Here is a 23,478-nt window from a genome sequence, read left to right on the forward strand (position 1 = left end):
GGCCCCGGCCGGGCGCGTGGGGGGCGGAGCCCCCACAACGCTATGGCGTCGTCATGACGGTCGTCGTGGTGGTGTCGTCGCCGGGCGACTCACCGGGTGACGCACCGGGCGGCTCGCACGGCGACGGGCTGCCGGTCGTGGAGGTCGGCGGAGTGGTCGTGGTGGTGGTCGTGGTGGTTGAGCTGGAATCGCTGGTGGTCGGGCAGGTCGGCGGAGTGGACGGCGGGTCGGGGCCGTCGGACGAGGGCACGCTCGTCGAATTCGTGCTCGTATCGGTCGGGCTCGGCGGCGTGCTGGTGCCCGGAGGCGGCGGGGCAGGCGATGGTGGCGGGGTCACCGGTGGCGCCACCGGCGGCGGGGCCGGCAACAGGGGCGGGCCCGGCGCGCCGATCGGCACCGGGCTGTCCGGCAGCGGCAGCACACCGTTGCGGTAGGCATCCGCCCACGCCAGGACGATCGCCAGGTAGATGGCTGAGTTGTTGTAGCGGAGGATCGCCGCCCGCAGCTGATCGGGGTTGGCGAGGTCCGCGCCGCCCGCACACAGGTAGCGGGCGGCGGCGAGCGTCGCGTCGAAGATGTTGTTCGGGTCGGAGATGCCGTCGCTGTTGCCGTCGGCACCCCACCGGCGCCAGGTGGACGGGATGAACTGCATGGGCCCCACCGCGCGATCCCAGACCTGGTCGGAGTCGTACAGGCCGTGGTCGGTGTCCGGGATCGCGGCGAAGCCACCGGCCCCGTTGAGCTGTGGGCCGAGAATCGGTTCGAGCGTCTTGCCATTCTTGTCGATATATCCGCCGCGGGCGTGGTTGGACTCGATACGGCCGATGCTGGCGAGCAGCGCCCAATCAAGGTGGCAGTTCGGCTGCTCCATGGACAGGATGTCGGCGGCGTTGTGGTAGGCGGTCAACACGGTGGCGGGGATGCCGAGTAACCCACCGGGCAACACGTAGGCGGCTGGTAGTTCGTAGTCGGACAGCGGCAGGTCGCTGGGCGCGAGAGCCTGCGGCAGTGACCCGTCGACGTTGACCTGCACGTGCTCCGGATTGAAGCCTTCGATGAGCGCCAGATCCCGGGTGTCCGTGGATTTGACCCGGCTGGCCCAATCGACGGCGCCGCCGCTGGCCACGAGGGCGGGCAGCACGGCGAGCACCCCACCGACCACCGCGACCAGGGTCCGGTAATGCAGGCCGATCCTGCGAATCTTGCGCCGGGCGATCCGCGCCCGTCTCAGGCTCACCGCGCCACCTCCCCAGTCACACCCGACCCTAGATCTTCACCCGGCCGCTGTTAAGTGCATGTTTGCCCGGCCGACCATCGTGGCATGAGTGACTCGTTACTGTCGAAATTCGGCATGAACGGGCCACTCATGCACTCCGGCCGGACCGCCTCGAGTGCGATTTCAGCGCAGGGGGAATCAGGCCGGAGCGGCGCAGTCGCCGGACGGCCAGTCGGGCCGCAGCAGTTCGAGGGTCTCGTCGCCGAACGGGTTCACACCAGGCCCGCATGCCAAGGTGTGAGCGAGATGTACGTGCAGGCATTTCACGCGACCGGGCATGCCGCCCGCGGTGATCTCGTGGCCGAGTGGCTCGATGGCGTCGCGCTGGGCGAGGTAGGACTCGTGCGCGCGGCGGTAGGCGGCGGCGAGCTCCGGATCGGTGGCCAACCGCTCGGTCATCTCGCGCATGATCCCGGACGCCTCCAGCCTGCCGACGAGCGAGGCCAGGCGCGGGCAGGTCAGGTAGTAGAGGGTCGGAAACGGCGTCCCGTTCTCCAACCTCGGGCTGGTCTGCACCACGGCCGGGTGCCCGCTCGGGCAGCGGGCCGCGACCGCGCGCAGCGCCCGGGGTGGCCGGCCGAGCTGCGCGGCGATGATCTCCCGGTCGGCATCGGTCACCGGCTCGAACACGGGCATTTCCGTCCTACTCACACCCTCAAGGCTAGCTGAGGCCGTCCTCCACAAGCGGCGAAGCCACTCACGGTGAAACCGCCTTTCACAAGCGGCGAAGCCGCTTACCGTGAGGCCATCTTTCACAAGCGGCGAAGCCGCTTACGGTGAGGCACGCAACCCGCACCGCCGCGGGTTCTCAGAGGCCTTCTCGCGAGGACAGCGCCGACGTGGTGAATTGGACATTCATGAGGAGGCGATCCCGGAGCGAGAAGGCCTCTGAGGTTCCGCCACCCGCACCGCCACGCAAGCCACCCGTCAAAATCTCAGCCGGAGAGGCTGGACCATAGTTGCTGATACCAGGCCTGGCTGGGGCCTGGCTTCTGCTGGCCACCTTGCTGGGGACTCTGCGGACTGTCCTCGGGGAGCTGGACCAGGTACGGGGTTTCGCCGGGCATCACGTACCGCAGGCGACGGCGCGCCTCGGCCTCCACCTCGGCCGGGTCGCTCAGCGCGGCCTTGCGTGCCTCCAGCTGTGCGACCTCGGCCTGCAGCTCGGCCTGATGCTGTTCCTGCACCTTGATCTCCGCACGCTGGCTGAGATACGTGCGCAGCGGCACGGCCAGGGTGAACGCCAGCGCGCAGATCACGATGGCGAGCACGGCGGCCCGGCGGGTGGTGGATATGCCCAGCACCCGCGCGGCGTTGCCGGCCTGCTTGGCCGCGAACCCACGTCGCAGCCGTGCCCGGACGGCCCCGGCGCGCGGCACCCGCCGGCCACGCAGCGGGTGCCGCGCCGGGACACCTTCCGTGCGGCGAACGCGTGAACTTTCCGTGCGGCGCCCACGGCTGCTGCGCTCCCGCGCCCGCTTGGTCACTCGACGACCGTCGCTCTCGCGGCGAGCACCTGGCTTCGCGACGGGCGCATCAGCCCTCCGGCGTGAACCGCGGGAAGGCCAGGTCGCCCGCGTAGCGGGCCGCGTCGCCGAGCATCTCCTCGATGCGCAGCAACTGGTTGTACTTGGCGATGCGTTCGCCGCGCGCCGGGGCGCCGGTCTTGATCTGGCCGACCCCGGTGGCCACGGCCAGGTCGGCGATCGTGGTGTCCTCCGTCTCGCCCGACCGGTGGCTCATCATCGACTTGTAGCCGTAGGAGGTGGCCAGCGTGATCGCGTCCAGGGTCTCCGAGAGCGTGCCGATCTGGTTGACCTTGACCAGCAGCGCGTTGGCCGCGCCACGCTCGATGCCCTGCTCCAGCCGGTCCGGGTTGGTCACGAACAGGTCGTCCCCGACCAGCTGGACGGCCTCGCCGAGCTGCTCGGTCAGCGCGACCCAGCCGTCCCAGTCGTCCTCCGAGAGCGGGTCCTCGATCGAGACCAGCGGGTAGGCGTCGACCAGTTCGGTGTAGTACGCGGCGAGTTGCTCGGCGCTGCGCTTGCTGCCCTCGAAGGTGTAGACACCGTCGCCGAAGAACTCGGTGGCGGCCACGTCCAGCGCGAGCGCGACGTCCCGGCCCGGGGTGTAGCCGGCCTTCTCGATGGCCGTGGTGATCAGGTCCAGGGCCTCCCGGTTGCTGGACAGGCTCGGTGCGAAGCCGCCCTCGTCGCCCAGGCCGGTGGCCAGTCCCCGGGCCTTGAGCACGGACTTGAGCGCGTGGTAGACCTCGGCGCCCCAGCGCAGCGCCTCGCGGAAGGACTCGGCGCCGATCGGCGCGATCATGAACTCCTGGATGTCGACGTCGGTGTCGGCGTGCGCGCCACCGTTGAGGATGTTGAGCATCGGCACCGGCAGCACGTGCGCGTTCGGCCCGCCGAGGTAGCGGAACAGCTCCAGCTCGACCGATTCGGCCGCCGCCTTGGCCACCGCCAGCGACACGCCGAGCAGCGCGTTCGCGCCCAGCCGCGACTTGTCCGGGGTGCCGTCGAGGTCGACCAGCTTCTGGTCGACGATCCGCTGCTCGACCGCCTCCGTGCCGATGAGTTCCGGGCCGATCTCGTCGAACACGGCCGCGACCGCGCGCTCGACGCCCTTGCCGCCGTAGCGGGCGGCGTCACCGTCGCGCAGCTCCACGGCCTCGTGCTCGCCGGTCGACGCACCCGACGGGACCGCGGCCCGCGCCAGCGTGCCGTCGTCCAGAGCGACCTCCACTTCGACCGTCGGGTTGCCGCGCGAGTCGAGGATCTCGCGCGCACCTACCTGCTCGATGACCGCCACGGTTCGCTCCCTCATCGATAGTCCAGCGACGTCGGGTTCAGACTAATAACCGCCGCGTGGCGGGTGGCGATGGGGAGACGCTTGGTCAACCCCTGCCGGAAAAGGCGAGTGGCGGGTAACGTCGATCAGACTATGGATGACGAGGACCTGGCCCGGGACCATACGGGCGAGCACCGGTTCAAGGCATTCCGGCAGGCCGAGGCGCTGATCGAGAACAGGCGGCCGCTGGACGCGCTGAAAGTCCTCCAACCGGTGCTCGAAGCAGAGCCGGACAAGCCGAGCGTGCAGCTGCTCGCCGCACGCGCCTACTTCCATTCCGCCCAGCTCAACCGTGCGGAGCGGGCGTTCACCCGGGTGCTCGAACTGGACCCCTCCGACCACTACGCCCGGTTCGTGCTCGGCCGCACGCTGCAGCGCCTCGGTCGCCTGGTCGAGGCCCTGGGCCAGCTCCGGATGGCGTGGGCGATGAACCCCGTGCCGGAGTACCAGGACGCGCTGTCCGAGGTCAACGCCCGGGTTCACCTCCAGGAGGGGTGATTCGAGTCACCGGAAGTACTTTCGGTCGACCAACGTGATGACGCGCTCGGCGAGTTCGGCCCTGGCCGGCTCCAGCGTCGCGGTCGAGGTGCCCCGGACTCCCCTCGGGTGATCCGCCGCCAGGTGAATGTGCAGGTTTCCCGGCCGGCTGATGTCGCCATAGGGCGAGTAGTAGACGTCGTACTCGGACCTGCGGGTGTCCCAGAAGGTCACCGACTGCTTCCCGTCGATCGGCTTGACTTGCCGATCGGCCCACAGGCTCGGGTCCGTTCCGTAATCGGCGGGGACGTTCTTCCCGTCGATGTCCACGTACACCAGCATGGCGTGGGTGGGCTCGACGAACATACAGTGAGTGCCCCAGATGACGGGCGAAAACGAGGAACCGTAAGCACTCTTGACGGCCTCGGAGAACGCCTCGCACTGCACCGCCTGGTCGGCTTGGGAATCCGCCGCTGCGGCTTCGAACGTGGGCGCGACGGTGACGCCGCCCTGGTATGGCGCGCACGGAGAGTTGAAGAGGTCCGCGCAGGCACCGATCCGGCCGGTGTCGTTGTCGTCGGGCCCATAGAGCAATGGGCGTTGTGGACGCGCCGCGCTTCCCTCCGGCGCCCGCTCGGCGAGTTCAACCGCTTCGGCGGCGTGGCGCTCGGCCGCGACGCAGTCGGCGTCGGCCAACTCGAAGATCACCGAACCGAACCACTCGTTGGGGCTCGACGACCCGCCTTGGTTCCACGACACGGTGCAAGCGCCCGCGGCGCCCCGGACGGCGGCGTCCTTGCCCGCGATCCGGATGAGCTGGTCGGTGCGTTTCGGCGCCCATTTGTCGTAGGTGACCTTGAGGCTCGGCCCGGTCTTCCCCCGCTCGTTACTGGATTCGCACCCGCTGAATGGGTCGCTGCTGCGGCTGTTCGGTGTCAACCGGTATCCGTCGAGGTCCGGCCCGTAGAGGCTGGTGAGGAAGGCGCAGCCGTCCCACGCGGACAAGGGGCGTTTCGCCGTGTCGACGCCGCGAGCGTCCGGGTCGGCCAGCTTGGCCACCGTCGCCGCGCCGTAGTCCTTCACGAGTTGGCAGCCCGCTGACGCGTCCGTCTTCAGCTCGATGGACAGGGTGTAGCTCACCGGAAGATCGAGCACGCAGTCCGGGAGCGAGTCGTCACCCTGATCGATTTCATACGCCTTCGCGCCGCCGAGGGCGATCGGTTTCTCACTGAACCGGCCCTCGAAATCATTATTGGCGCCGACCGCGAGGGAGAGCCTGTTGTAGCCGGGACTCCAGTTGGCGTCCGCGACGAGTGAGCAGGAATGCGGCCCGGTCGGAATCGTGACGGCGTTGGGATTCCGGTGCGATTTCGCGTAGTCCAGATCGAGCAGTGCGCAGGCGTCGAGTGCGCGCAAGGCGGCGATGACCGCCTCGCGCTCCCGGTCCGGCGGTCCCGGCTCGGGGACCACGCCGTGCGGGAACCACCCGTGCCCGCCGGTCTTCGGGCTGGCTTGCGGGCTGGCTTGCGGGCTCTGGTCAGCACGACCGCGGCCGAGCAGGAAGGCGCCGACGACGCCGAGAGCCAGCAGGACGACCGCGCCGACGCTCAGGCCTGTCCACAGGCGCTTCCGTGCTGGTGGCCGTGGCTCGCCGGCGCGATTTGACTTGGTCACCACAATTCCCCCTCCAGTGCTATTCAGCTCATGTGCGGGCCGCCCGGCGCGGGTCCCACACTCCCGTCGCGCGAGTCCCACACTCCCGTCACGCGGGTCCCACACTCCCGTCGCGCGAGTCCCACACTCCCGTCGTGCGAGTCCCACATTCTCGTCGTGCGAGTTCCACATTCCCGTCGTGCGAGTTCCACATTCCCGTCGTGCGAGTTCCNCGTCGTGCGAGTTCCACATTCCCGTCGTGCGAGTTCCACATTCCCGTCGTGCGAGTTCCGCGTACCGGGCTACCGGAACGTGGGACACGCGCTACCGGAAGGTGGGACACGCGCTACGGGAACGTGGGACACGCGCTACGGGAACGTGGGACTCGCGCTACCGGAAGGTGGGACTCGCGAGGGGAATTTAACGGACGCTTTCCGCGGTTATCCGCTTCTGTCTGAATAGCGCAGCGATAGGACGCGGCCGCAAATCAGGCGGACACAGTGGCGAAATTGTTGGCCGCGGCGAGAATGTCCCGGGTATCGGCGGGGGATTGGGTGTAGCCGAGCACCGCGGCCCACCAGCCCGGCCCGGTGGACAGGTCGGCACCACCGGCGCAGAGCGCACGGGCGGCGGTGAGCGCGGCGTCGTCGGCATTACGCGGGTCGGGGCGCTTCCCGTCGTTGGTGGCCCGCACCGACCACTGCTGCCAGATCGCGTCCGGCACCGGCAGCGGCCCCGAGCCGACCGCCTGCACCTGGCCGATCCCCGCGAGCGTGGCCCACGACAGATGGCAGCCGGGCGCTTCGTCACGCAGCCACATCTCGGCCCTGCCGTAGGCCATGAGGACGTTCGACGCGAGATGCGTGGTTTTGGCCAGCCCTCTCGCCCAACTGTCCAATGCGGCGAAGTCCGAGGCGTGCGGCCGGTCCGGCGGCGCGGCGACGGCGGCGCTCGGCGCGGGCCCCGCGGGCACGGGGTTCGACTGGGCCGACTCGACCGGCTGTGGCTGGCCGGACTGTTCGGGCCGTTCACGCCCGCCGACCCCGATGGTCAGCAACAGCACCAGCCCGGTGACGACCACGCCGGCGCCGAGCAGCAGCCGGTTGGGAATGCGACGGCTGCCGATGCCGACTGGTTGCATGGGTCCGGCCACCCGGACAGGTTAGCCGGAAATGCCCGAAGGCCAGTAGACCCGCCAGCCGTCGGCTTCGAGCGTGGCCGGGTCCACCCCGTCGGCGCGGGCCGCTTGTTCCGCGGCGCGCACGTCGGCCGCGAACCGTTTGGCCACGGCGCGCAGCTCGCCCTCGGGGTCGAGGCCGGACCGCCGGGCCGAGGCGGCCAGCCGGAAGAGCCGGGCGGCCGGGTCCGTGCCCGCCGGGAACAGGTCGGACGGAATGCCGGCGCGGCCGCTGCGTTGTCCCAGCTTGCCCGCCAGCGCAGCCGCCGGCTGACCGAGCGCGACGCCGTCCACTATGGACTCCCGCCGCTTCTCGGCCTGCTTGAGTTCCTCCCACCGGCCTTCATGGTGCTCGGCCGTGGCGTCGGCGAAGACGTGCGGATGCCGGCCGACGAGCTTGGAGACCAGCTCCCCCGCGACCGCGTCGAGGTCGAACGGGTCGGTCGGATGCTCGGCGGCCACCCGGGCGTGGAAGATCACCTGGAGCAGCACGTCGCCGAGTTCCTCGCGCAGTGCGTCGCGGTCGCCTTCCTCGATGGCTTCGAGCAGTTCGTAGGTCTCCTCGACGAGGTACTGCCGCAACGACTCGTGTGTCTGCTTCTCGTCCCACGGGCAGCCGCCCGGCGAACGCAGCCGGTCCATCACGTCCACCGCGGCCAGCAGCCCGGCGCCCTTGATGGACTGGCCGATCACGCGAGAACCCGCGTCACGCAGGGCCACCACACGGGGATCGTCGAGCCGGGCGGCGAACAGCACGATCGACTGTTCCTGGGCCTCGGCCAGCAGCTCTTCCACGTCCGGAGCCGGCTTCGCCCCGAGCTGGTCCGGATCCACCCCTGCGGCGTAAACGGCGCCGGCAGCGCGCAACGCCGGCACCGCATCGGCCGGCACGCCGAGGTCAGGATGCCGCAGTAGGACAACCGTCAAGGCTGAACGTATCCCTCCACCGGTAGAACGAAGCCGGAGACTTCCGCCGCGCTGGGCGCGACGTCCATCGCGACCGGGTCCCATACACCGTAACGCGGGTTGATTTTCACCCCGGAACGCTCCACGTCCTGCTGCAGCAGCCGGATGCCGACCGAGGCGAGCTGCCCCGCGGTGGCCTGCTGGGCCTGGTCGACGGCCGGCGAGGCGTTCAGGTCACGCTTGCGGATGACCGCGACGAGCCAGACCGACTGACTGGGATCGGCCTCGAAACTGACCACCGTGCCGGCGGGAACGCCGAAGAGCACCGAGCCCGCGAACATCGGCGACTGCAGGGCGGGCAGGGTCGTGCCCAGCTCGGCGTCCATCCCCGCGCCGGCGTCGGCGCGCACCAGCGTGGTGGCCGCGTTCGGCGAGGCGGCGAACTGCTTGGCCTTGGCCTCCGCCTGCTCGCGCCGCGGGCCGTTGTCGTCGGTGCTCACGGTCGTGTAGTCGAAGTCGACCGACAGCTTGTCGAAGTACTTTTCACCGAGCGCCCGTTCCAGCACGTAGTCCGTGGCGGCCTCGGTGTGGTCGCGGGCGCGGAGGGCGATGTCCCCGGCCAGCACTGCCGGGTCGATGCCACTGGTCGGCGACGGTTGGCTCAGCGCGTTGACGGCCTGGGCGACCAGCGCCGGGTCGGCCCGCAGGCCCTCCCGCTGCGCCGCCCGGGTGATCATCTCGTGCACCACCAACTGGCCCACGATCGCGCGGCCGAGCAGGTCCAGCTTGTGCTGCTGGGCCAACTGCTGCGCGGCCGGTTCCTGGGTCACCGCGCGGTCGATCACCTGCTGCACCTGGTCCACGGTGATCTCGTGGTCACCGATGAGGATGGCGGCCCGCGTCTGGCTCGGCCCGGACCCACAACCGGCGAGCAGCAGACAACCGAGAACGACGGAAACAAGCGCACGAGGACGACCCATGATCCGCATCACACCGGTACCCTCTCACAACCCGGGCGGACGGTGAGTGGGAGTCCTTGTGAACCCCGTCCAGTGCGGCATCGCTCGCGATCTCCGGATCCAACATTACGACAGCAGAATCGGCGATTTACCCGATTCCGCGATCGACCGCGACAGGACGCGCTAAACTCCTTGACGCGCTTACAGACGACTACGGGGAGTGACGTCTTGGCCGGGGAAGTTAACCAAAGCCGTATCAGTGGCGTGCTCGATGGCAACATCGGCGGCTGGGGCGGTTCAGCTGCCGACCTGGTCCAGCAGACCCAAAGCGCGGCCCTGGCCAGGGCTGCGGTGGAGCGCACCCGGGCCCACCTAAAGCGCGAGGCCGCCGCGATGCAGTCGGCCACCCACCCGGCCCCCGCTCAGGCCACACCTGGATCCGGCAGTGGCTACCACTTTGACGCCGAGACCATCGCCCAGCGCATCAAAGACTGGCAAAAGGTTCTTGACGACATCAGGGCGGACCGGTTGCAGTTGGAGGCCGCCTTTCAAAGCTCGAACCCCCCATCGCCAGACAGACCCGCATTGAAGAACGCCGAGGCAACTCGAAACTCGATCAAGGCTGCCATGCAGCACAACCAAGCGATGCAGCAATACGCCCTGGCATGGCTTGATGCACTTCACAAGGCCAACGGAACCTATGTCGAACACGACGAGGACACCGGCAAGGGACTGTCCAGCGCAGGAAGCGCCACGGACGGCAGCAAGCTCAACTCGTAGGAGGTCAGTTTGCTCAGGGGAAAGACCGCCACGAGCGCGGCAATCGTCTGTATGGCAATGTTGGCGGTGAGCGCCTGCACGCAGAACGGAGGCGGCACCCCGACCCCAAGCAGCAGCGCGCCCGCCACTGGCAATACCGCTTCAAGCGCCACGCCGAGCGCGACCGGTGGTGCCAACACCGTACCGGCGATCACCAATCCGCTGGACGTGTCCAAGTTCATGGCCGACCCATGTCTCAGCATCACCTCGGCCCAAGCAGCCAATCTCACCATCAGTTCGCAAGGCAAACGGGTCAACATCGAATCAGGTGAGAGCTGCACCTGGAAGTACGGCTCTAACTCCGAATGGGAAATAGGGGTCACTTACATCGTTCCCGAGGCAAATAATGGCCTGCAGAACCTGTACAACTTGCAGGCTACGGTTGGCTATGGCGATGGTTATTTCGAGCCAGCCACAGTCGATAACTACCCGGCTGTGTACCAGGACATCTCAGACGACCGCCAAAATGGTCGGTGTCAACTGTCGGTCGGGGTCAACAATCAGGTCTTCTTCACCGTGTCAAACGATGGGCCGAAGAACACTGATCTCTGCAAGGGCGCCGGCAAAGCGGCGAACGCCGTGGTGGAGACCATCAAGAGGGGGTAGGAGATGACGACGGCGGCGTTGGGTCAAGATGGCTTCGAAAACTCCATGTCGGCGCAGCAGATCTACGACAATTTCATAAACGCGAAAGGTCCCGGTGACCTCACCCAAGCACAAGTCCACCTGGTCAAGGTGATGTCCACATACCAGGACCGTGCCCAGCAGATCACGTCGCTGGCCGCGTCGATGGAAGAAGGCTGGTCGGGGGACGCCTCGCAGGCTGCGCAGGGGAGCGCCGCCCGACTCTCGATAGCCCACGACAAGGCCGCGATGCATATGGTGGAGGCGTCACAGCTAATCGACGCTCAATCGCAGGCGTTCTACGACACCAAGAACCGGGTCGTTCCGGTGCCGGAGGTCCCGAAGGCTCCGTCGTTCGTGGACACCGTCATCACCATGGGCTCAGCCAACACGACCTACCAAACCAAGGTCGAAGAATCGCTGGCTGCCGGGCGACAAAACGTGCAAGCGATGGACGGCTGGACCACGACCAGCAACGACAACGGTGCCCGGATGCCGTCGTCCTACGGAAACCTCGACCCCGGCGCCCTCAACGTCTCCATGACGAGCCCCTCGTCGGCCCCCTCGGTGGGCGGCGGCGGAGCGGCCACCATCCCCGGCGGCGGTGGCGGGGCGACCGGGCACGGCCCTGGCGGCGGCGGCTACGCCCCGGGCGGCGGTGGTTACAGCCCACCAGCCGGGACGGGCACGCCCCAGTTCGGCCTGCCGCCCAACCAGAACACCAGCGCCCAGGGATACGTTCCCCCGCCCGTCACCCGAACCCCGAGCTTCCCCGGCCCGATTTCGGGCCCCAACGGCGGCCCCCCACGCGGCGGGCTCGACGGCTGGCCACCCGTCTCCGGCACGCTCGGCCCGGACACCACCGACGGCTACCGCAGTGGCACCGGATCGCCCCGTGGCGGACCAGGAGGGGGCCCCGGCGGCGGCTCCGCCGGGCGAGGCGCGGATCGGCTCTACGGCGGCGCACCCGGGGAAAAGGGAATCGGCGCGGGAAACCGGGTCGGCGCCGGGGCGCCCGGCTCGCCGAACGGACCCGGCGGCGGCTCCGCCGGGCGCGCCGGGTCGGCGCCGGCCGGCGCCGCGGGCAGGCCGGGTGCCAGTGGCATGGGTGGCGCGCACGGCGGCAAGGGCAACGGTGAAGAGGACGCCGAGCACCAGCGCAAGTACATTTTGGACGATGACGAAGCCTTCCAGCTCACCGCCGAGGGCGAACGGCTCGTCGACCCCGTCACCGGACTGCCCGTCACTCCACCCGTCATCGGGTAACAGCGGCGAATGTGGTTCGACGACCCCGAGCGGTTTCACATCGACGAACTCGCCGCGCTGGTAGCCAACGAAACGGGAAACGAACTGCACATCGTCCTCGCGCCGCAACCCGTGTGGCGCGAGGACGAGCCGGCCGCGAAACCCGTTCCGCGCGGCACCCGCAACCGTGGCGAGCCGAGTCCGGCCGATGTCGCGAAACTGCTCAGCACTCCACCGGAAGCCCGCTACGGCTGGTCCAGCGACCTGATCAACGATGTGCACCTCAGCACGCTCGTCGCCGCCGACCCTAGGTTCGGGTTGATCGCGGTGAAGGAAAACGACGAGGTGTTCCTCCGCACGTTCTGGCAGGACCATCTCAGCTCGGTGCTCGCCGCCGTGCTACCCCAAGCAGCGCGGAAGAGCCCGAATCCGCCGTTCAACGTGCTGCGCAGCGAGATTCTCGCCGCACGCTCGGAACGGTTCGGCGCGCCCCGTCCGACCCGGGCGGTGACCAAAGCCGAGAGCATCGCCGCGGCACGCACGATGGCGGTCGCCGAGTTCTACGCCGAAGTCCGCGACCGCGACGGCCACCACCGCAGCAGCAAGTCCCCGCTACGCGTGTACGACATCGAGGAGGGACGCTGGCTGTTGATGGTCCAGCCCCAGTACGACGACGAGCTGCTGAAGTTCGAGCCCGCCGGCGCGGACGACGTGGCCCACCGTCTCGACGAACTCCGCTACGACCTCAACTGACCGCGCACTCCTAACCGCGTACAGGTGCGCTCGACGTGTAGACGGATAGGAGGTGACGTGTTGGCAATGATCGACCTGGCACCCCGTGTTCACGCTCGACGATGCCCGAGCGGCTGGAGTACGCAAGGACCAAGTCTACGACATGCTCGCAGCCGGTGAGATCGAGCGCGTCGGCCGCGGCGTCTACCTACGCCCCGGACGCTGTAGACCCCGCTTGCGCCTCGCTGGCGGCAGCGACCGCGGTGCGGGCACCTGCGACAAGGTGCTTGACCAGTGCGCTCGCGCATCACGACCTGACCGACGCGATCCCGTTCGAGACCGATATTGCGCTCCCGCGCGGCGCTCGCTACCCGGCCGGGCTCGCGCGCTGAACGCCGACGGCGCCTCCTTAGCGGACCGCAAGGCGTACCGGTTCTACTGGGAGCGACTGAACCCGGCTACCGGCAGCTGATGCGGTGACCACCTCGGAACAGCCCACGTAAAGTGGATCCGTCACTCGTCAGCAGCCAGGATTTGCCCGCAACATCACGTGAGCGGTGCAATGGGGTAACCCCAGGTCGGGACAGCTCCGTCCGGTCGATTACGCCAACGAACCACGACGTGACGGTGCTTGCTTTGCAGAACTGTATCCTATTCACAGGAGCAAATAGTTCACTCGCGATCTCGATAAGAGGGACGAAAGTCCGTTGCATGCGGCGGTGGTGGCCGCGCAGCCTCGGTGCGTGGACGAGGGGAAGCCTTCCTCGAAGACCATCGATCAGCGTGTTCTTCAGGAAGTGGCCTCCTTCGGGGAGTGAGAGCCATGAACGCTCGTGACGAGTCGCCGCGGAGACCGACAAGGCCGTGCACCCCAGAAACGAAGCTTATTAACTACGCCATCGAAGCGACTAGTCTCGCCCCCATCAACCCCGCGCGTTGATGCGGGAACGACGGAGCACCTGACCGTTTAGCTGTGCAGCAAAGGACATTCCCAGACTGCAGGACTATCAACAGCGATCCCAGCAGCGGGGCGTAGGTATACGGAGGTCCATCCAGCCGCACGCGCACCACCGTCGATTACGGCCGATGAAAGGGTTCACCAATGGATAACCAGCTCGTAACGTGGATTCCCCTGGGCCCTGCCCCCATACAGAGCTTCCCAGGCGCAACGGGCGGCGTATCCGGCAGGGTGTGGTGTATCGCAGCCTCACCCAACTACGACGGCGCGAATCATCCTGCCATGTACATAGGAACCAACGGTGGCGGGGTCTGGCGCAGCACCGACTTCGCCGCGGCCTCACCCACCTGGACCCCGTTGACCGACCGCTGGCCCAACGTCTCACCGCAGCATGGGCAAAACCTACTGAATGTTGGAGCGCTCGCCGTGGATCCGTGGAATCCGCGAACCATCTACGCGGGCACTGGCGACCCGCAGAGTCTGGCCGGCGAGTACGCCCGGGGGTACATGCTCAAGTCCACAAACGGCGGCGACACCTGGGGGCTGCTGGACTTCGCGCCGCATGAGGAACCCGCGCCCGGAATCGGGCAGATCTTCGTTGACCCGACTGACCCTACCGGCAACACCGTCTACGCCAGCGGCGGGTTCGACGCGGCGACAAAAACCGAATTCGTAATTCGCAAGAGCACCGACGGCGGCAACGGTTGGCTCATCTCGCAGAATGGCCTGCCTGCCGATATCACCATCACGGGATTCGACTCCAGCATTCGCGATGGACGCCTGGTGCTGTACGCGGGCGTCAAGGACAACAGCGGCACGAATCCTGACGCGAGCACGGTCTGGAAGAGCGACGACAAGGGTGCGTCGTGGGCTCCGATGACGTTCGCACCGCTGATCGACCGCCTAGGGCGACGGCGATCGCAATCCGAGATCGGCTGGGTCGCGCCCGTAACGAATGCCCCTCAGAATCCCACTTTTATCGGGGGCCGTCCCGCGTTTGCTGCTGTCGGATGGTTCGACCCCACTCACGACCCTCCCGTCTGGGACATTCTCAACATCTTCGAACTAGTCGGTGACACATGGGAGCCCGCGGCGCGGGGGCTCCCCAATACGCGCAACAGCATGATCCAGGTTGACAGCGGATTCGCCATGGCCATGTCCCCCGGAAACGATCTCTACATGGGTGGCGTCACGAACCACAGCTTGGGCTTATGGCAGCGACTGTTCGCGACCGGAACATGGGTGTCAATAGATAACGGAGTGGACGGCTCAAGGCCGCACACCGACCATCACGCCTGGTGTTTCGTGGCCGGAGACGTCTACAACGGTAACGACGGAGGGATCAACCGGTTCCAACCCCGCCCGGACGGTACTCCGGGACCGGGTATCTGGCAAAGCCTGAACACCCCGAGCCTGCAAACGATCCTGGTCAACGGCGTCGGAATGCACCCCACCTATCCGAATGTGCTCGCCGAGGGGAGCCAGGACAACGGAGTGGCCGTGCGCGAGCGCAACTCCTGGACTCACGTCAGTATTCCCACCGAAAGTGATGACAAAGGACCGGTTCGGTTCGATCCGTACGACGGGCGCTACGTCTACTCGACCGGTAACTCCGACGTCAAGTTCTTTTCGCGCTCGGATGACGGCGGGCACACCTGGGTGGACAAGAGCGTTCCCAATCCCCAGAACGTCCCTGATTACGCGAGCTTTGCATTCCACACCTTCGACTCCGGACGGATATGCGTCGGGTTGGATCGGGTTCACGAGACGGTGACCAGGGGGGATCAGTGGAGGACGATCAGCCCTCCACTCGGACAGCCTGGGGATCAAATTAGCGCGGTCGCTTACGGGCGGGCGGGGAGCGACATGAGCAGCCAAACGATCTTTGCCGCCTACAAAAATGGACGCCTGTTCCGAACGACAAACGGTGGAGGCCTCGCCGGTAACTGGCCGGAGGTCAATCCGGGAACCGACTGGCACGGGACAATAGTCTCAATCGTGACCGATCCCCACAGCCAAACGCGCGTCTACGCTGCGACGGACCAGGGCGCGATCTGGCGCAGCGGGGATGGCGGCGCCACGTGGAGTGAGCTCCAAAGCAACCTCGCAGGCGATGGGGGCGGACTCCGGGTGTACGCCATGGAGCTGCGATCAGACACAGGTGACCGCGAGCCGACCTTGTTCGCTGCCACATCGGTGGGCGTCTGGACGTCCACCGAAAGGAACGGGAAATTGGACTGGCAGCAGATGGCCGGCGGATTGCCCGACACCGACGTCAAAGGACTGCAATTCCATCAGACGAATAAGAACATCGTTGCAGGTCTGTACGGCCGCGGGGTGTTTGGCGCATACCTGCACCTCAAGACCGGCCTCGGGCCAGGGAGTGTCGCGGTCCGCGACCGCATATTCACCTTCGCGGTAGATCTCGACGAACGCGTGTTGGTCAACCAAGCCAAGCTCGATGACGCGTTCAGCGGCTGGTTCGAGGTCCAGGGCAACGAGTTGAGTGCCATAGCGGCGTTTCCGAGCCAGAAAACCAATGCCGCGCCGGCGGCTGTCGCCGTCGGCGACCGGGTGTTCGTGTTCATCAAGGACGCTCTGACCGGACTCGTCCTTGTCAATATGGCCGTACTGGGCGGCCTGTTCGACGACTATTGGTACGAGGTGCAGAACAGTGTGCAAGCCGATGCCGCGCCCTCGGCACTGGCCATCGGCAACCGACTGTTCGTGTTCATCAAAGACGCTGTCACCGGGTATGTCCTGCTTAACCAGGCCGTTCTCGACAGCGCGTTCCTCCCCCAATGGCTCGAGGTAGGAGGCGGTCTGGGCTAAGGAGATGCTGCTATACGGCGACGAACGAGCCTGGATACGACGGAGGGGCCGCATCTAGCCGCCTCGGACGATCCGCGACGAACTCCGCTACGACCTCAACTGACCGCAGCCGGCTTCTTCGTGAGGTTGGTCAGCAGCTTCGTGCACCACTCCAGCAGCGGCTCGTCGCGCAGTGCGGGCGCCCCGATCCGGCCGCCCGCGGGCCCCTCGGTGGGCTTCGGCACCGAAACCGTGTTGGTGACCGCCTTGAATATGGCCTTGGGGTACAACCGCTTGAGCCGCACCTGCTGCGAGTCGGCCAGCGGCAGCGGCGCGAACCGGATGGTGTTGCCCTGTGTGGAAACCTCCGTCACCCCCGCCGTGCGGCAGACGTGCCGGAACGCGGCGACCGCGAGCAGGCGGCGTACCGGGGCGGGCGGCTGGCCGTAGCGGTCGATCAGCTCCTCCTCGACGGCGCGCAGCCCTTCCGCGTCCAGCGCCGAAGCGATCTTGCGGTACGCCTCCAGGCGCAGCCGCTCGCCGGGCACGTAGTCGTACGGGATGTGCGCGTCCACCGGCAGGTCGACCCGCACCTCGCGCAGTTCCGCCTCCTCCTCGACCGGTTCGGCGCCCGCGTGCCGCCGGAAGACGTCCACGGCTTCGCCGACCAGCCGCACATACAGGTCGAAGCCGACGCCCGCGATGTGCCCGGACTGCTCGGCACCGAGGATGTTCCCGGCGCCGCGGATTTCCAGGTCCTTCATCGCCACGGCCATACCCGCGCCGAGCTCGGTGTTCTGGGCGATGGTGGCGAGCCGGTCGTGCGCGGTCTCGGTGAGCGGAACCTCCGGCGGATAAAGGAAATACGCGTACCCGCGCTCGCGGCCGCGGCCGACCCGGCCGCGCAACTGGTGCAGCTGAGCCAGACCGAGCAGGTCGCCCCGCTCCACGATGAGCGTGTTCGCGTTGGAGATGTCCAGACCGGTCTCCACGATCGTCGTGCACACCAGCACGTCGTATTCGCGTTCCCAGAAACCCTGGATGATCTTTTCCAGCCGCTCCTCGTTCATCTGCCCGTGCGCGGTGACCACCCGCGCCTCGGGTATCAGCTCACGCAGCCGCCGCGCGGCCTTCTCGATCGAGGAAACCCGGTTGTGCACGTAGAAAACCTGGCCGTCGCGCAGCAACTCGCGGCGGATCGCGGCGGCCACCTGCTTTTCGTCGTAGGCCCCGACATAGGTGAGGATCGGGTGCCGGTCCTCGGGCGGGGTGAGGATCGTGGACATCTCCCGGATCCCGGCCAGCGACATCTCCAGGGTGCGCGGAATGGGCGTGGCGGACATGGTGAGCACGTCGACGTGGGTACGCAGCGCCTTGATGTGTTCCTTGTGCTCGACGCCGAACCGCTGCTCCTCGTCCACAATGACCAGACCGAGGTCCTTGTAGCGCACGCCGGTCTGCAGCAAGCGGTGCGTGCCGATCACGATGTCGACCTCGCCGTCCGCCAGCCCGGCCAGCACGGTGTCCACTTCGGACTTCGCGGTGAACCGGGACAGCCCCTGGATGGTGACCGGGAACGAGTGCATGCGCTCGGTGAAGGTGTTCAGGTGCTGCTGGGCCAGCAGCGTGGTGGGCACCAGCACGGCGACCTGCTTGCCGTCCTGCACCGCCTTGAACGCCGCCCGCACCGCGATCTCGGTCTTGCCGTAGCCGACGTCGCCGCAGATCACCCGGTCCATCGGGACGCCGCGCTCCATGTCGGCCTTGACCTCGTCGATCGCGGCGAGCTGGTCGGTGGTCTCGATGAACGGGAACGCGTCCTCCAGCTCACGCTGCCACGGCGAGTCGGCGCCGAACGGGTGCCCGGGCGCGGCCTGCCGCGCCGCGTAGAGCTGGACCAGTTCCGCGGCGATCTCCTTGACCGCCTTGCGGGCCTTGGCCTTCGTGTTCTTCCAGTCGGAGCCGCCGAGCTTGTTCAGCGTCGGCAATTCCCCGCCCACGTAACGAGAAACCTCGTCCAGCTGATCGGTCGGCACATACAGCCGGTCTCCGGGATGCCCGCGTTTGGACGACGCGTACTCCAGCAGCAGGTACTCGCGCGTCGCCCCGGCGACCGTGCGCTGCACCATTTCCACGAACCGGCCGATGCCGTGCTGGTCGTGCACCACATAGTCGCCCGGTTTGAGCGCCAGCGGGTCGACCGCGTTGCGCCGCCGGGACGGCATCTTGGTGCCGAGGTCCCTTGTGGACGCCGCCGCGGTCGCGCCGCGCCCGGTCAGGTCCGCCTCGGTGAGCACGACCAGGCCCAGCTCCGGCGCGACGAACCCTTCGGTGAGCCCGCCGCAGGCGACCAGCACCACGCCGCCCGCGGGCGCGAAGTCCGCGTCGGCCAGCCGCGCCGGGACGTCGGCGCCGGTCAGCTGCTCGACGGCCCGCTCGGCGGTCCCGTGGCCCAGGACGACCAGCACCGCGGAGCCGCCGGTGGCCAGGTGGGCGCGCAGGTCGGCGGCGGCCCGGGCGAAATCGCCGCGGTAGCTCGGCGCGGCCTCGACCTCGATCCGGAAGACGTCGCCGTCCTCGCTGGTCAGCTGGGAAAGCGTCCACCACGGCCGGTTCGTCTCACCCGCGTGCTTGGCCACCTCGGCCAGGTCCCGGTAGGCGGACGCGCCGAGGTCGACCGGCGCCCGGCCGCCGTCCGCCGCGGTCAGCCAGGACGCCTCCAGGAACTCCTGCCCGGTGCGCACCAGGTCGTGCGCGCGGGCACGGATCTTCTCCGGGTCGGCGAGCACCACGTGCGTGCCCTCCGGCATCGCATCGGTGAGCAGCTCCAACTCGCCCTCGCACAGCACGGGAATGAGCGCTTCCATGCCTTCGCACGGGATCCCGTCGGCGAGTTTGGTGAACATCTCGGCCAGGTGCGCGTCGGCGGTGTGCATCTGTGCCAGTTCGCCGGCACGCGCCTTCACATCCGGGGTGAGCAGCAACTCGCGGCACGGAGGGGCGTGCACGGCCTTGATCTCGCCCGGCAGCGACCGCTGGTCGGCGACCGCGAACGCGCGGATCTCGCTCACCTCGTCGCCCCAGAACTCGACCCGGTACGGGTGGTCGGCGGTGGGCGGGAACACGTCGAGAATCCCGCCCCGGACCGCGAACTCGCCGCGCTTCTCGACCATGTCGACGCGGGTGTAGGCGAGTTCGACGAGCCGGTCGAGCACGCCCTCGAACTCGTGCTCCTCGCCGAGCACCAAATCGATCGGGGACAGCGAGCCGAGCCCGGGCGCCATCGGCTGGATCAGGCTGCGCACGGTCGCGACGACCACCTTGGGCGCGTCCTGTCCGCGCAGGCGGCGCAACACGTCGAGCCGGCGGCCGACGGTGTCGGCGCGGGGCGAGAGGCGTTCGTGCGGCAGCGTTTCCCAGGACGGGAACCCGGCGACCGCGTGGGGTCCCAGCAGGCTCTCCAGCGCGGCGGTGAGCTCGTCGGCCTCGCGTCCGGTGGCGGTGACCGCCAACACCGGCCGCGAGGCGCCGTCGGCCAGCGCGGCGACCACGAGCTGACGGGTCGTGGTCGCGCCCTCCAGCTCGAGCAGCGGCGCTCCGGCGCGGTCGACGATCCCGCGCAGCGTCGCTTCGCCGAGCACTGAGGACAGCAGAGAAGACAACACGCCGTCGGTCACAAGAAGACACCCCTCGCGCACATGAAGACAGACTCTGCTTTGTGGGGGCTCTGCCCCCACACCCCCGGCTGGGGGGAGCCCCCAGGCCCCCGCCGCTCTGGTGGATGGGCCAGAAGCTCTCCCCTACACCCTACGTCGAAGGTGAGACAGTAATTCCGCGACTCCTGTGAGCTGCTTCTCGAAGCCGGCGGGCTCGAGGGCCCCGATCCGGATCAGTACGTCCTGCGCGCCGGCGTCGAGAAAGCGGCCGATCTGGTCGGCAACGTCCGGCCCGGTCATCATCACCTGGATCTGTTCGACCTGATCGAGCGGCATGCGGTAGGTGGCCGCGCAGTACTCGTCCAGCGCAGCGCGCCCCCGCGCGATGTCGTCGTCGAGGTGGACCGTGGCGAACAGCGCGGGCTTCACCGGGCGATCGCCGGCCACCTCCCGGATCCTCGCGAGCGCGGTGGCGTAGTCGGCCGGATCGGGTGGGTAGGGCAGCCAGCCGTCGTAGAGCCGCCCCGTGCGCTCCAGCGCCGAGGGGGTGATTCCGCCGAGCCAGATCGGTGGACCGCCGGGCCGGTCCGGTCGCGGCACCTCCGGCAACCAGTCGTAGTGCAGCACCTTGCCGTGAAACGACTCCGGCTGTCCGCTCCACAGTTCACGCCACAGCGTGACGGTGTCGTCCACATACGAGAACCTGCGGCGGAACGGCACGCCCGCCACGGCCAGTTCCTGCTCGCTGAAGCCCGGAAAGCCCGCTCCGACGCCGACGACGAGCCGTCCGCGCGAGAGCTGGTCGATGGATGAGAGGACGAGCGCGGTGTGCACCGGGTGCCGGTAGGGCATCAGGAGCGCGGTACCGACGGTGAGGCGCTCGGTGGCCTGCGCGATCGCGGTCAGCAGAGTCAGCGGCTCGATCCGGGCCCGCACCATCGAGTCACCCGCCCACACGGAGTCGAAGCCGAGGCGCTCGGCGCGCACGGCGACGTCGACGAGTCCGGATGCGGAACCGCCGGCCTGCAACTGGGCCTGGCCGGAGGGAAGAAGTAGTCCGTAGCTCATGAGATCAAGGCTCGTCGAGCGCAGGTCATATCTTCAATTCCCGCCAGGGAATAGCCATGAGAAGACTGCGGAACGCTGTTCAAAACGCGAGATGAGCAGCCAGGTAACGCCGAACAACGCTGCACGGGGATGGGGAGGCAGGCCGCCATCGCCGCCCACCGGCAGCCGGCAACGGATGCCACGGCCCGGCTACCCGCACACGTTCCGATAATGACCGTGTGAACGACTTTCCTGCCGCGCTCCGGGAATGGCGGGTGCAGCGGCGCCTCTCCCAACTGGAACTCGCGTTACGCGCCGGGACGACTCAACGGCACGTGAGCTTCCTGGAGAACGGCCGCTCGGCCCCGGGGCGCGGGATCGTGGTGCGGATCGCGGAGTCGCTGCGCTTGCCGTTACGGGAGCGCAACGCGTTGCTGCGCATGGCCGGGTACGCGCCGAGCTACCCGGAAACCAGGCTCGACGACCCCTCGCTACGACCGGTGCTCGACGGGCTGCGCCGACTGCTGGACGGGCATCGGCCGTACCCGGCGATCGTCGTGAACGCCTTCAGCGATCTCGTCGCCGCCAACGACGGTTTCAACGTTCTCACCGAAGGCGTGGCGCCGGAACTGTTGGGGCCACCGGTGAACGTGCTCCGGTTGGCGCTGCATCCGCGCGGTATGGCACCCCGGATCATCAACTTCGACGACTGGGCGCAGCACGTGCTGGAGCGGCCTCGTCAGGAACACGCACGGGCGCCGCATGAGCGGCACGTGGCGATGCTCGCCGAGTTGGAGGGATACCTGCCGAGGCCGCGGGCCCTCGGCGAGGAGCATCTCGGCTTCGCCGTGCCGATGAGGCTGCGGAGTTCGCACGGCGAGTTGCGGCTGATCACGGCCATCACGACGTTCACCACCGCGGTGGACGTCACCATCTCCGAGCTGCGGCTGGAAACCTTCCTACCTGCCGACGCCGAGACCGCGGCCGCGCTGGGCGCATCTTCGCCGGCCATTTCGGCCGGGCGCCAAGCGGCCGTCACCTGAGTGGCTGCCTGTTTGATCAATTTTCACCATTTGAGCTATTTGAGCGGCATAGCCGGTCCCCGCCGGGGAATCGGCGCACCACCCGCGGCGTCGGCATATTCCTTGAGCAGCTCGCCGAGAGCGATCAGAAGGCCACCGAACTCCCGCTGCTTTCCCGCCGGCAAGGTGTCCGTCACAAGGGCGTCGATAATGCAGGGAACCTGATGGTTCACCGCCTTCAACGCGGTGACCAGGGCCGTGGTCATCTCGTTCATCGTTGCGCATACACCTCCCGAATTGTTCAGAACACAGGTATCCAGCTCCCGTCCTGAACAACGTTGAGGACCAAGCATATTACGGAGAGTATGAGCCCATGCCGGTTTGGGACAGTGCACGAATGGTGCACGTTCGCTGCATTCCTGGTGCCGGAGGGTCAGCGCAGCGCCCGTCCGAGTGAAATAGCGGCCGAAAATGGCTGAGCAGCGGCCGGACGCGGCGCCGAATTCCCTTTCGCGGTAATCAGCGACCGAGGTGCGCTCCGCCGTTGAGATGCACGACCTGCCCGGTGAGGTGACCGGCCCCCGGGCTGGCCAGAAACGCCACGGTTTCCGCGAGATCCGCCACGGTTCCGGCCCGCTTGTTACGAGTGTTCGCGATCAGGGTGGCGCGCCGCTCGTCGGTGAGGGTGCCACGGAAGAACTCGGTGCCCTCGATCAGGCCGGGAGCGACCACGTTCGCGGTGATGCCGCGCGGCCCGAGGTCACGCGAGAGTCCCGCCGTCCACGATTCGACGGCCGCCTTGGCCGCACCGTATGACCCGCTGCCCTGCGGGGCGGCGATCGAACCAATCGTGACGATCCGCGCGTTATCAGGAAACCGTGGAATTAGCGCGTTGGTCACCAAAACGGCGGAAAGCACATTCGCCCGAAAGTTAGCCGTCCAGGCATCGGCCATCGCAGCGAGGTCTCCGGTGGCGTTCGCCCCACCGATGTCGGTATTTCCACCGGCATTGTTGACCAGTACGTCAACGCGATCGGGCAAATCGGCCAGGGCACCGGTGACCGCGGCGGGATCCGATGCGTCGAACGCGACATATTGGACCCCCAGTGACGAAGCCGCTTCGGCAAGCACCTTCTCCCGGCGTCCGGTGATCGTCACATGATCGCCCGTCGCGGCGAACTTCGCGGCGACCGCGTAACCGATCCCGGTGCCACCGCCGGTCACCACCACTTGTCTTGGCATTGTCATGCCCAT

At 67.9% G+C, this 23,478-nt stretch carries 20 protein-coding genes and 1 pseudogene; 9 read left to right on the forward strand and 12 right to left on the reverse strand.

Going from position 1 to position 23,478, the window contains the following annotated elements:
• Window positions 1-40: 40 nt before the first annotated feature.
• The 4 genes from A3CU_RS0115385 to eno all read right to left on the reverse strand — a co-directional run bounded on the left by A3CU_RS0115385 (window position 41) and on the right by eno (window position 4,099).
• Window positions 41-1,237: a lytic transglycosylase domain-containing protein gene (locus A3CU_RS0115385; protein WP_156960382.1), complete on the reverse strand. Its 1,197-nt coding sequence runs from the start codon at window positions 1,235-1,237 to the stop codon at window positions 41-43.
• A gap of 177 nt (window positions 1,238-1,414) precedes the next feature.
• A complete protein-coding gene (locus A3CU_RS0115390) occupies window positions 1,415-1,912 on the reverse strand; it encodes a DUF501 domain-containing protein (RefSeq protein WP_425388249.1) in 498 nt (165 codons plus the stop codon).
• Between the two features lie 299 nt (window positions 1,913-2,211).
• On the reverse strand, window positions 2,212-2,763 hold the full coding sequence (locus A3CU_RS44905; RefSeq protein ID WP_043841208.1) for a septum formation initiator family protein: 552 nt from the start codon (window positions 2,761-2,763) through the stop codon (window positions 2,212-2,214).
• 49 nt (window positions 2,764-2,812) lie between these two features.
• Window positions 2,813-4,099: a phosphopyruvate hydratase gene (gene eno / locus A3CU_RS0115400; protein WP_027943059.1), complete on the reverse strand. Its 1,287-nt coding sequence runs from the start codon at window positions 4,097-4,099 to the stop codon at window positions 2,813-2,815.
• A gap of 132 nt (window positions 4,100-4,231) precedes the next feature.
• Here eno and A3CU_RS0115405 point away from each other — a divergent pair, with 132 nt between their 5' ends.
• Window positions 4,232-4,636, forward strand: coding sequence for a tetratricopeptide repeat protein (locus A3CU_RS0115405; RefSeq protein WP_027943060.1), 405 nt, complete (start codon window positions 4,232-4,234; stop codon window positions 4,634-4,636).
• A 6-nt stretch (window positions 4,637-4,642) separates the two neighbouring features.
• Here A3CU_RS0115405 and A3CU_RS0115410 read toward each other — a convergent pair whose 3' ends face one another.
• The 4 genes from A3CU_RS0115410 to A3CU_RS0115425 all read right to left on the reverse strand — a co-directional run bounded on the left by A3CU_RS0115410 (window position 4,643) and on the right by A3CU_RS0115425 (window position 9,331).
• Window positions 4,643-6,289: a hypothetical protein gene (locus A3CU_RS0115410; RefSeq protein ID WP_156960383.1), complete on the reverse strand. Its 1,647-nt coding sequence runs from the start codon at window positions 6,287-6,289 to the stop codon at window positions 4,643-4,645.
• A 466-nt stretch (window positions 6,290-6,755) separates the two neighbouring features.
• The gene (locus A3CU_RS0115415) at window positions 6,756-7,421 is read right to left on the reverse strand and encodes a lysozyme family protein (protein ID WP_027943062.1); all 666 of its coding nucleotides are present in this window, start codon (window positions 7,419-7,421) and stop codon (window positions 6,756-6,758) included.
• 9 nt (window positions 7,422-7,430) lie between these two features.
• A complete protein-coding gene (locus tag A3CU_RS0115420) occupies window positions 7,431-8,372 on the reverse strand; it encodes a nucleoside triphosphate pyrophosphohydrolase (RefSeq protein WP_027943063.1) in 942 nt (313 codons plus the stop codon).
• Window positions 8,369-9,331, reverse strand: coding sequence for a SurA N-terminal domain-containing protein (locus tag A3CU_RS0115425; protein WP_245617096.1), 963 nt, complete (start codon window positions 9,329-9,331; stop codon window positions 8,369-8,371). Before A3CU_RS0115425 ends, A3CU_RS0115420 begins: the two co-directional genes overlap by 4 nt.
• A 207-nt stretch (window positions 9,332-9,538) precedes the next feature.
• On the opposite strand from A3CU_RS0115425, the gene A3CU_RS44910 reads away from it, so the two are divergent.
• The 7 genes and pseudogenes from A3CU_RS44910 to A3CU_RS0115455 all read left to right on the forward strand — a co-directional run bounded on the left by A3CU_RS44910 (window position 9,539) and on the right by A3CU_RS0115455 (window position 16,520).
• Entirely contained in the window at window positions 9,539-10,090 is a 552-nt protein-coding gene (locus A3CU_RS44910; RefSeq protein ID WP_156960384.1) for a hypothetical protein, read from the forward strand.
• Between the two features lie 51 nt (window positions 10,091-10,141).
• A complete protein-coding gene (locus A3CU_RS0115435; RefSeq protein WP_084143285.1) occupies window positions 10,142-10,735 on the forward strand; it encodes a DUF3558 domain-containing protein in 594 nt (197 codons plus the stop codon).
• A gap of 45 nt (window positions 10,736-10,780) precedes the next feature.
• On the forward strand, window positions 10,781-12,019 hold the full coding sequence (locus A3CU_RS0115440) for a hypothetical protein (protein ID WP_027943066.1): 1,239 nt from the start codon (window positions 10,781-10,783) through the stop codon (window positions 12,017-12,019).
• Between the two features lie 9 nt (window positions 12,020-12,028).
• Window positions 12,029-12,751: an ESX secretion-associated protein EspG gene (locus tag A3CU_RS0115445; RefSeq protein ID WP_027943067.1), complete on the forward strand. Its 723-nt coding sequence runs from the start codon at window positions 12,029-12,031 to the stop codon at window positions 12,749-12,751.
• A gap of 85 nt (window positions 12,752-12,836) precedes the next feature.
• A pseudogene (locus A3CU_RS55605) lies at window positions 12,837-12,893 on the forward strand (hypothetical protein); the annotation flags it as partial.
• A gap of 13 nt (window positions 12,894-12,906) precedes the next feature.
• Window positions 12,907-13,122, forward strand: a complete 216-nt coding sequence (locus A3CU_RS54455; RefSeq protein ID WP_245617098.1) for a hypothetical protein — start codon at window positions 12,907-12,909, stop codon at window positions 13,120-13,122.
• Window positions 13,123-13,970: 848 nt separating this feature from the next.
• Entirely contained in the window at window positions 13,971-16,520 is a 2,550-nt protein-coding gene (locus A3CU_RS0115455; RefSeq protein WP_027943068.1) for a sialidase family protein, read from the forward strand.
• Between the two features lie 95 nt (window positions 16,521-16,615).
• On the opposite strand, the gene mfd is transcribed toward A3CU_RS0115455, so the two are convergent.
• Together mfd and A3CU_RS0115465 are read right to left on the reverse strand one after the other, a co-directional pair.
• Window positions 16,616-20,161: a transcription-repair coupling factor gene (mfd, locus tag A3CU_RS0115460; protein WP_027943069.1), complete on the reverse strand. Its 3,546-nt coding sequence runs from the start codon at window positions 20,159-20,161 to the stop codon at window positions 16,616-16,618.
• A gap of 138 nt (window positions 20,162-20,299) precedes the next feature.
• Entirely contained in the window at window positions 20,300-21,223 is a 924-nt protein-coding gene (locus A3CU_RS0115465) for an LLM class flavin-dependent oxidoreductase (RefSeq protein ID WP_027943070.1), read from the reverse strand.
• Window positions 21,224-21,441: 218 nt separating this feature from the next.
• Between A3CU_RS0115465 and A3CU_RS44920 the strand changes: the two genes are divergently transcribed.
• Window positions 21,442-22,245 carry a helix-turn-helix domain-containing protein gene (locus tag A3CU_RS44920; RefSeq protein ID WP_043841212.1) on the forward strand — a complete coding sequence of 268 codons (804 nt, stop codon included), beginning with the start codon at window positions 21,442-21,444 and terminating at the stop codon, window positions 22,243-22,245.
• 35 nt (window positions 22,246-22,280) lie between these two features.
• Here the strand turns inward: A3CU_RS44920 and A3CU_RS0115475 are convergent, their stop codons facing one another.
• On the reverse strand, window positions 22,281-22,499 hold the full coding sequence (locus tag A3CU_RS0115475) for a hypothetical protein (RefSeq protein WP_027943071.1): 219 nt from the start codon (window positions 22,497-22,499) through the stop codon (window positions 22,281-22,283).
• A gap of 244 nt (window positions 22,500-22,743) precedes the next feature.
• Entirely contained in the window at window positions 22,744-23,472 is a 729-nt protein-coding gene (locus A3CU_RS0115480; protein WP_027943072.1) for an SDR family NAD(P)-dependent oxidoreductase, read from the reverse strand.
• Window positions 23,473-23,478 lie beyond the last annotated feature (6 nt).

The sequence above is a fragment of the Amycolatopsis taiwanensis DSM 45107 genome (assembly GCF_000519205.1).
GTDB classification, from domain to species: domain Bacteria; phylum Actinomycetota; class Actinomycetes; order Mycobacteriales; family Pseudonocardiaceae; genus Amycolatopsis_E; species Amycolatopsis_E taiwanensis.

Excerpts from the sequence above, each read along its gene's own strand:
- A3CU_RS0115445 (WP_027943067.1), top strand. The coding sequence starts at position 12,029 with ATGTGGTTCGACGACCCCGAGCGGTTTCACATCGACGAACTCGCCGCG.
- A3CU_RS0115465 (WP_027943070.1), bottom strand. The coding sequence starts at position 21,223 with ATGAGCTACGGACTACTTCTTCCCTCCGGCCAGGCCCAGTTGCAGGCC.
- A3CU_RS0115425 (WP_245617096.1), bottom strand. The coding sequence starts at position 9,331 with ATGGGTCGTCCTCGTGCGCTTGTTTCCGTCGTTCTCGGTTGTCTGCTG.
- A3CU_RS0115435 (WP_084143285.1), top strand. The coding sequence starts at position 10,142 with ATGGCAATGTTGGCGGTGAGCGCCTGCACGCAGAACGGAGGCGGCACC.
- A3CU_RS0115390 (WP_425388249.1), bottom strand. The coding sequence starts at position 1,912 with ATGCCCGTGTTCGAGCCGGTGACCGATGCCGACCGGGAGATCATCGCC.
- A3CU_RS0115455 (WP_027943068.1), top strand. The coding sequence starts at position 13,971 with ATGTACATAGGAACCAACGGTGGCGGGGTCTGGCGCAGCACCGACTTC.
- A3CU_RS0115405 (WP_027943060.1), top strand. The coding sequence starts at position 4,232 with ATGGATGACGAGGACCTGGCCCGGGACCATACGGGCGAGCACCGGTTC.
- A3CU_RS0115440 (WP_027943066.1), top strand. The coding sequence starts at position 10,781 with ATGTCGGCGCAGCAGATCTACGACAATTTCATAAACGCGAAAGGTCCC.
- A3CU_RS0115475 (WP_027943071.1), bottom strand. The coding sequence starts at position 22,499 with ATGAACGAGATGACCACGGCCCTGGTCACCGCGTTGAAGGCGGTGAAC.
- A3CU_RS0115480 (WP_027943072.1), bottom strand. The coding sequence starts at position 23,472 with ATGACAATGCCAAGACAAGTGGTGGTGACCGGCGGTGGCACCGGGATC.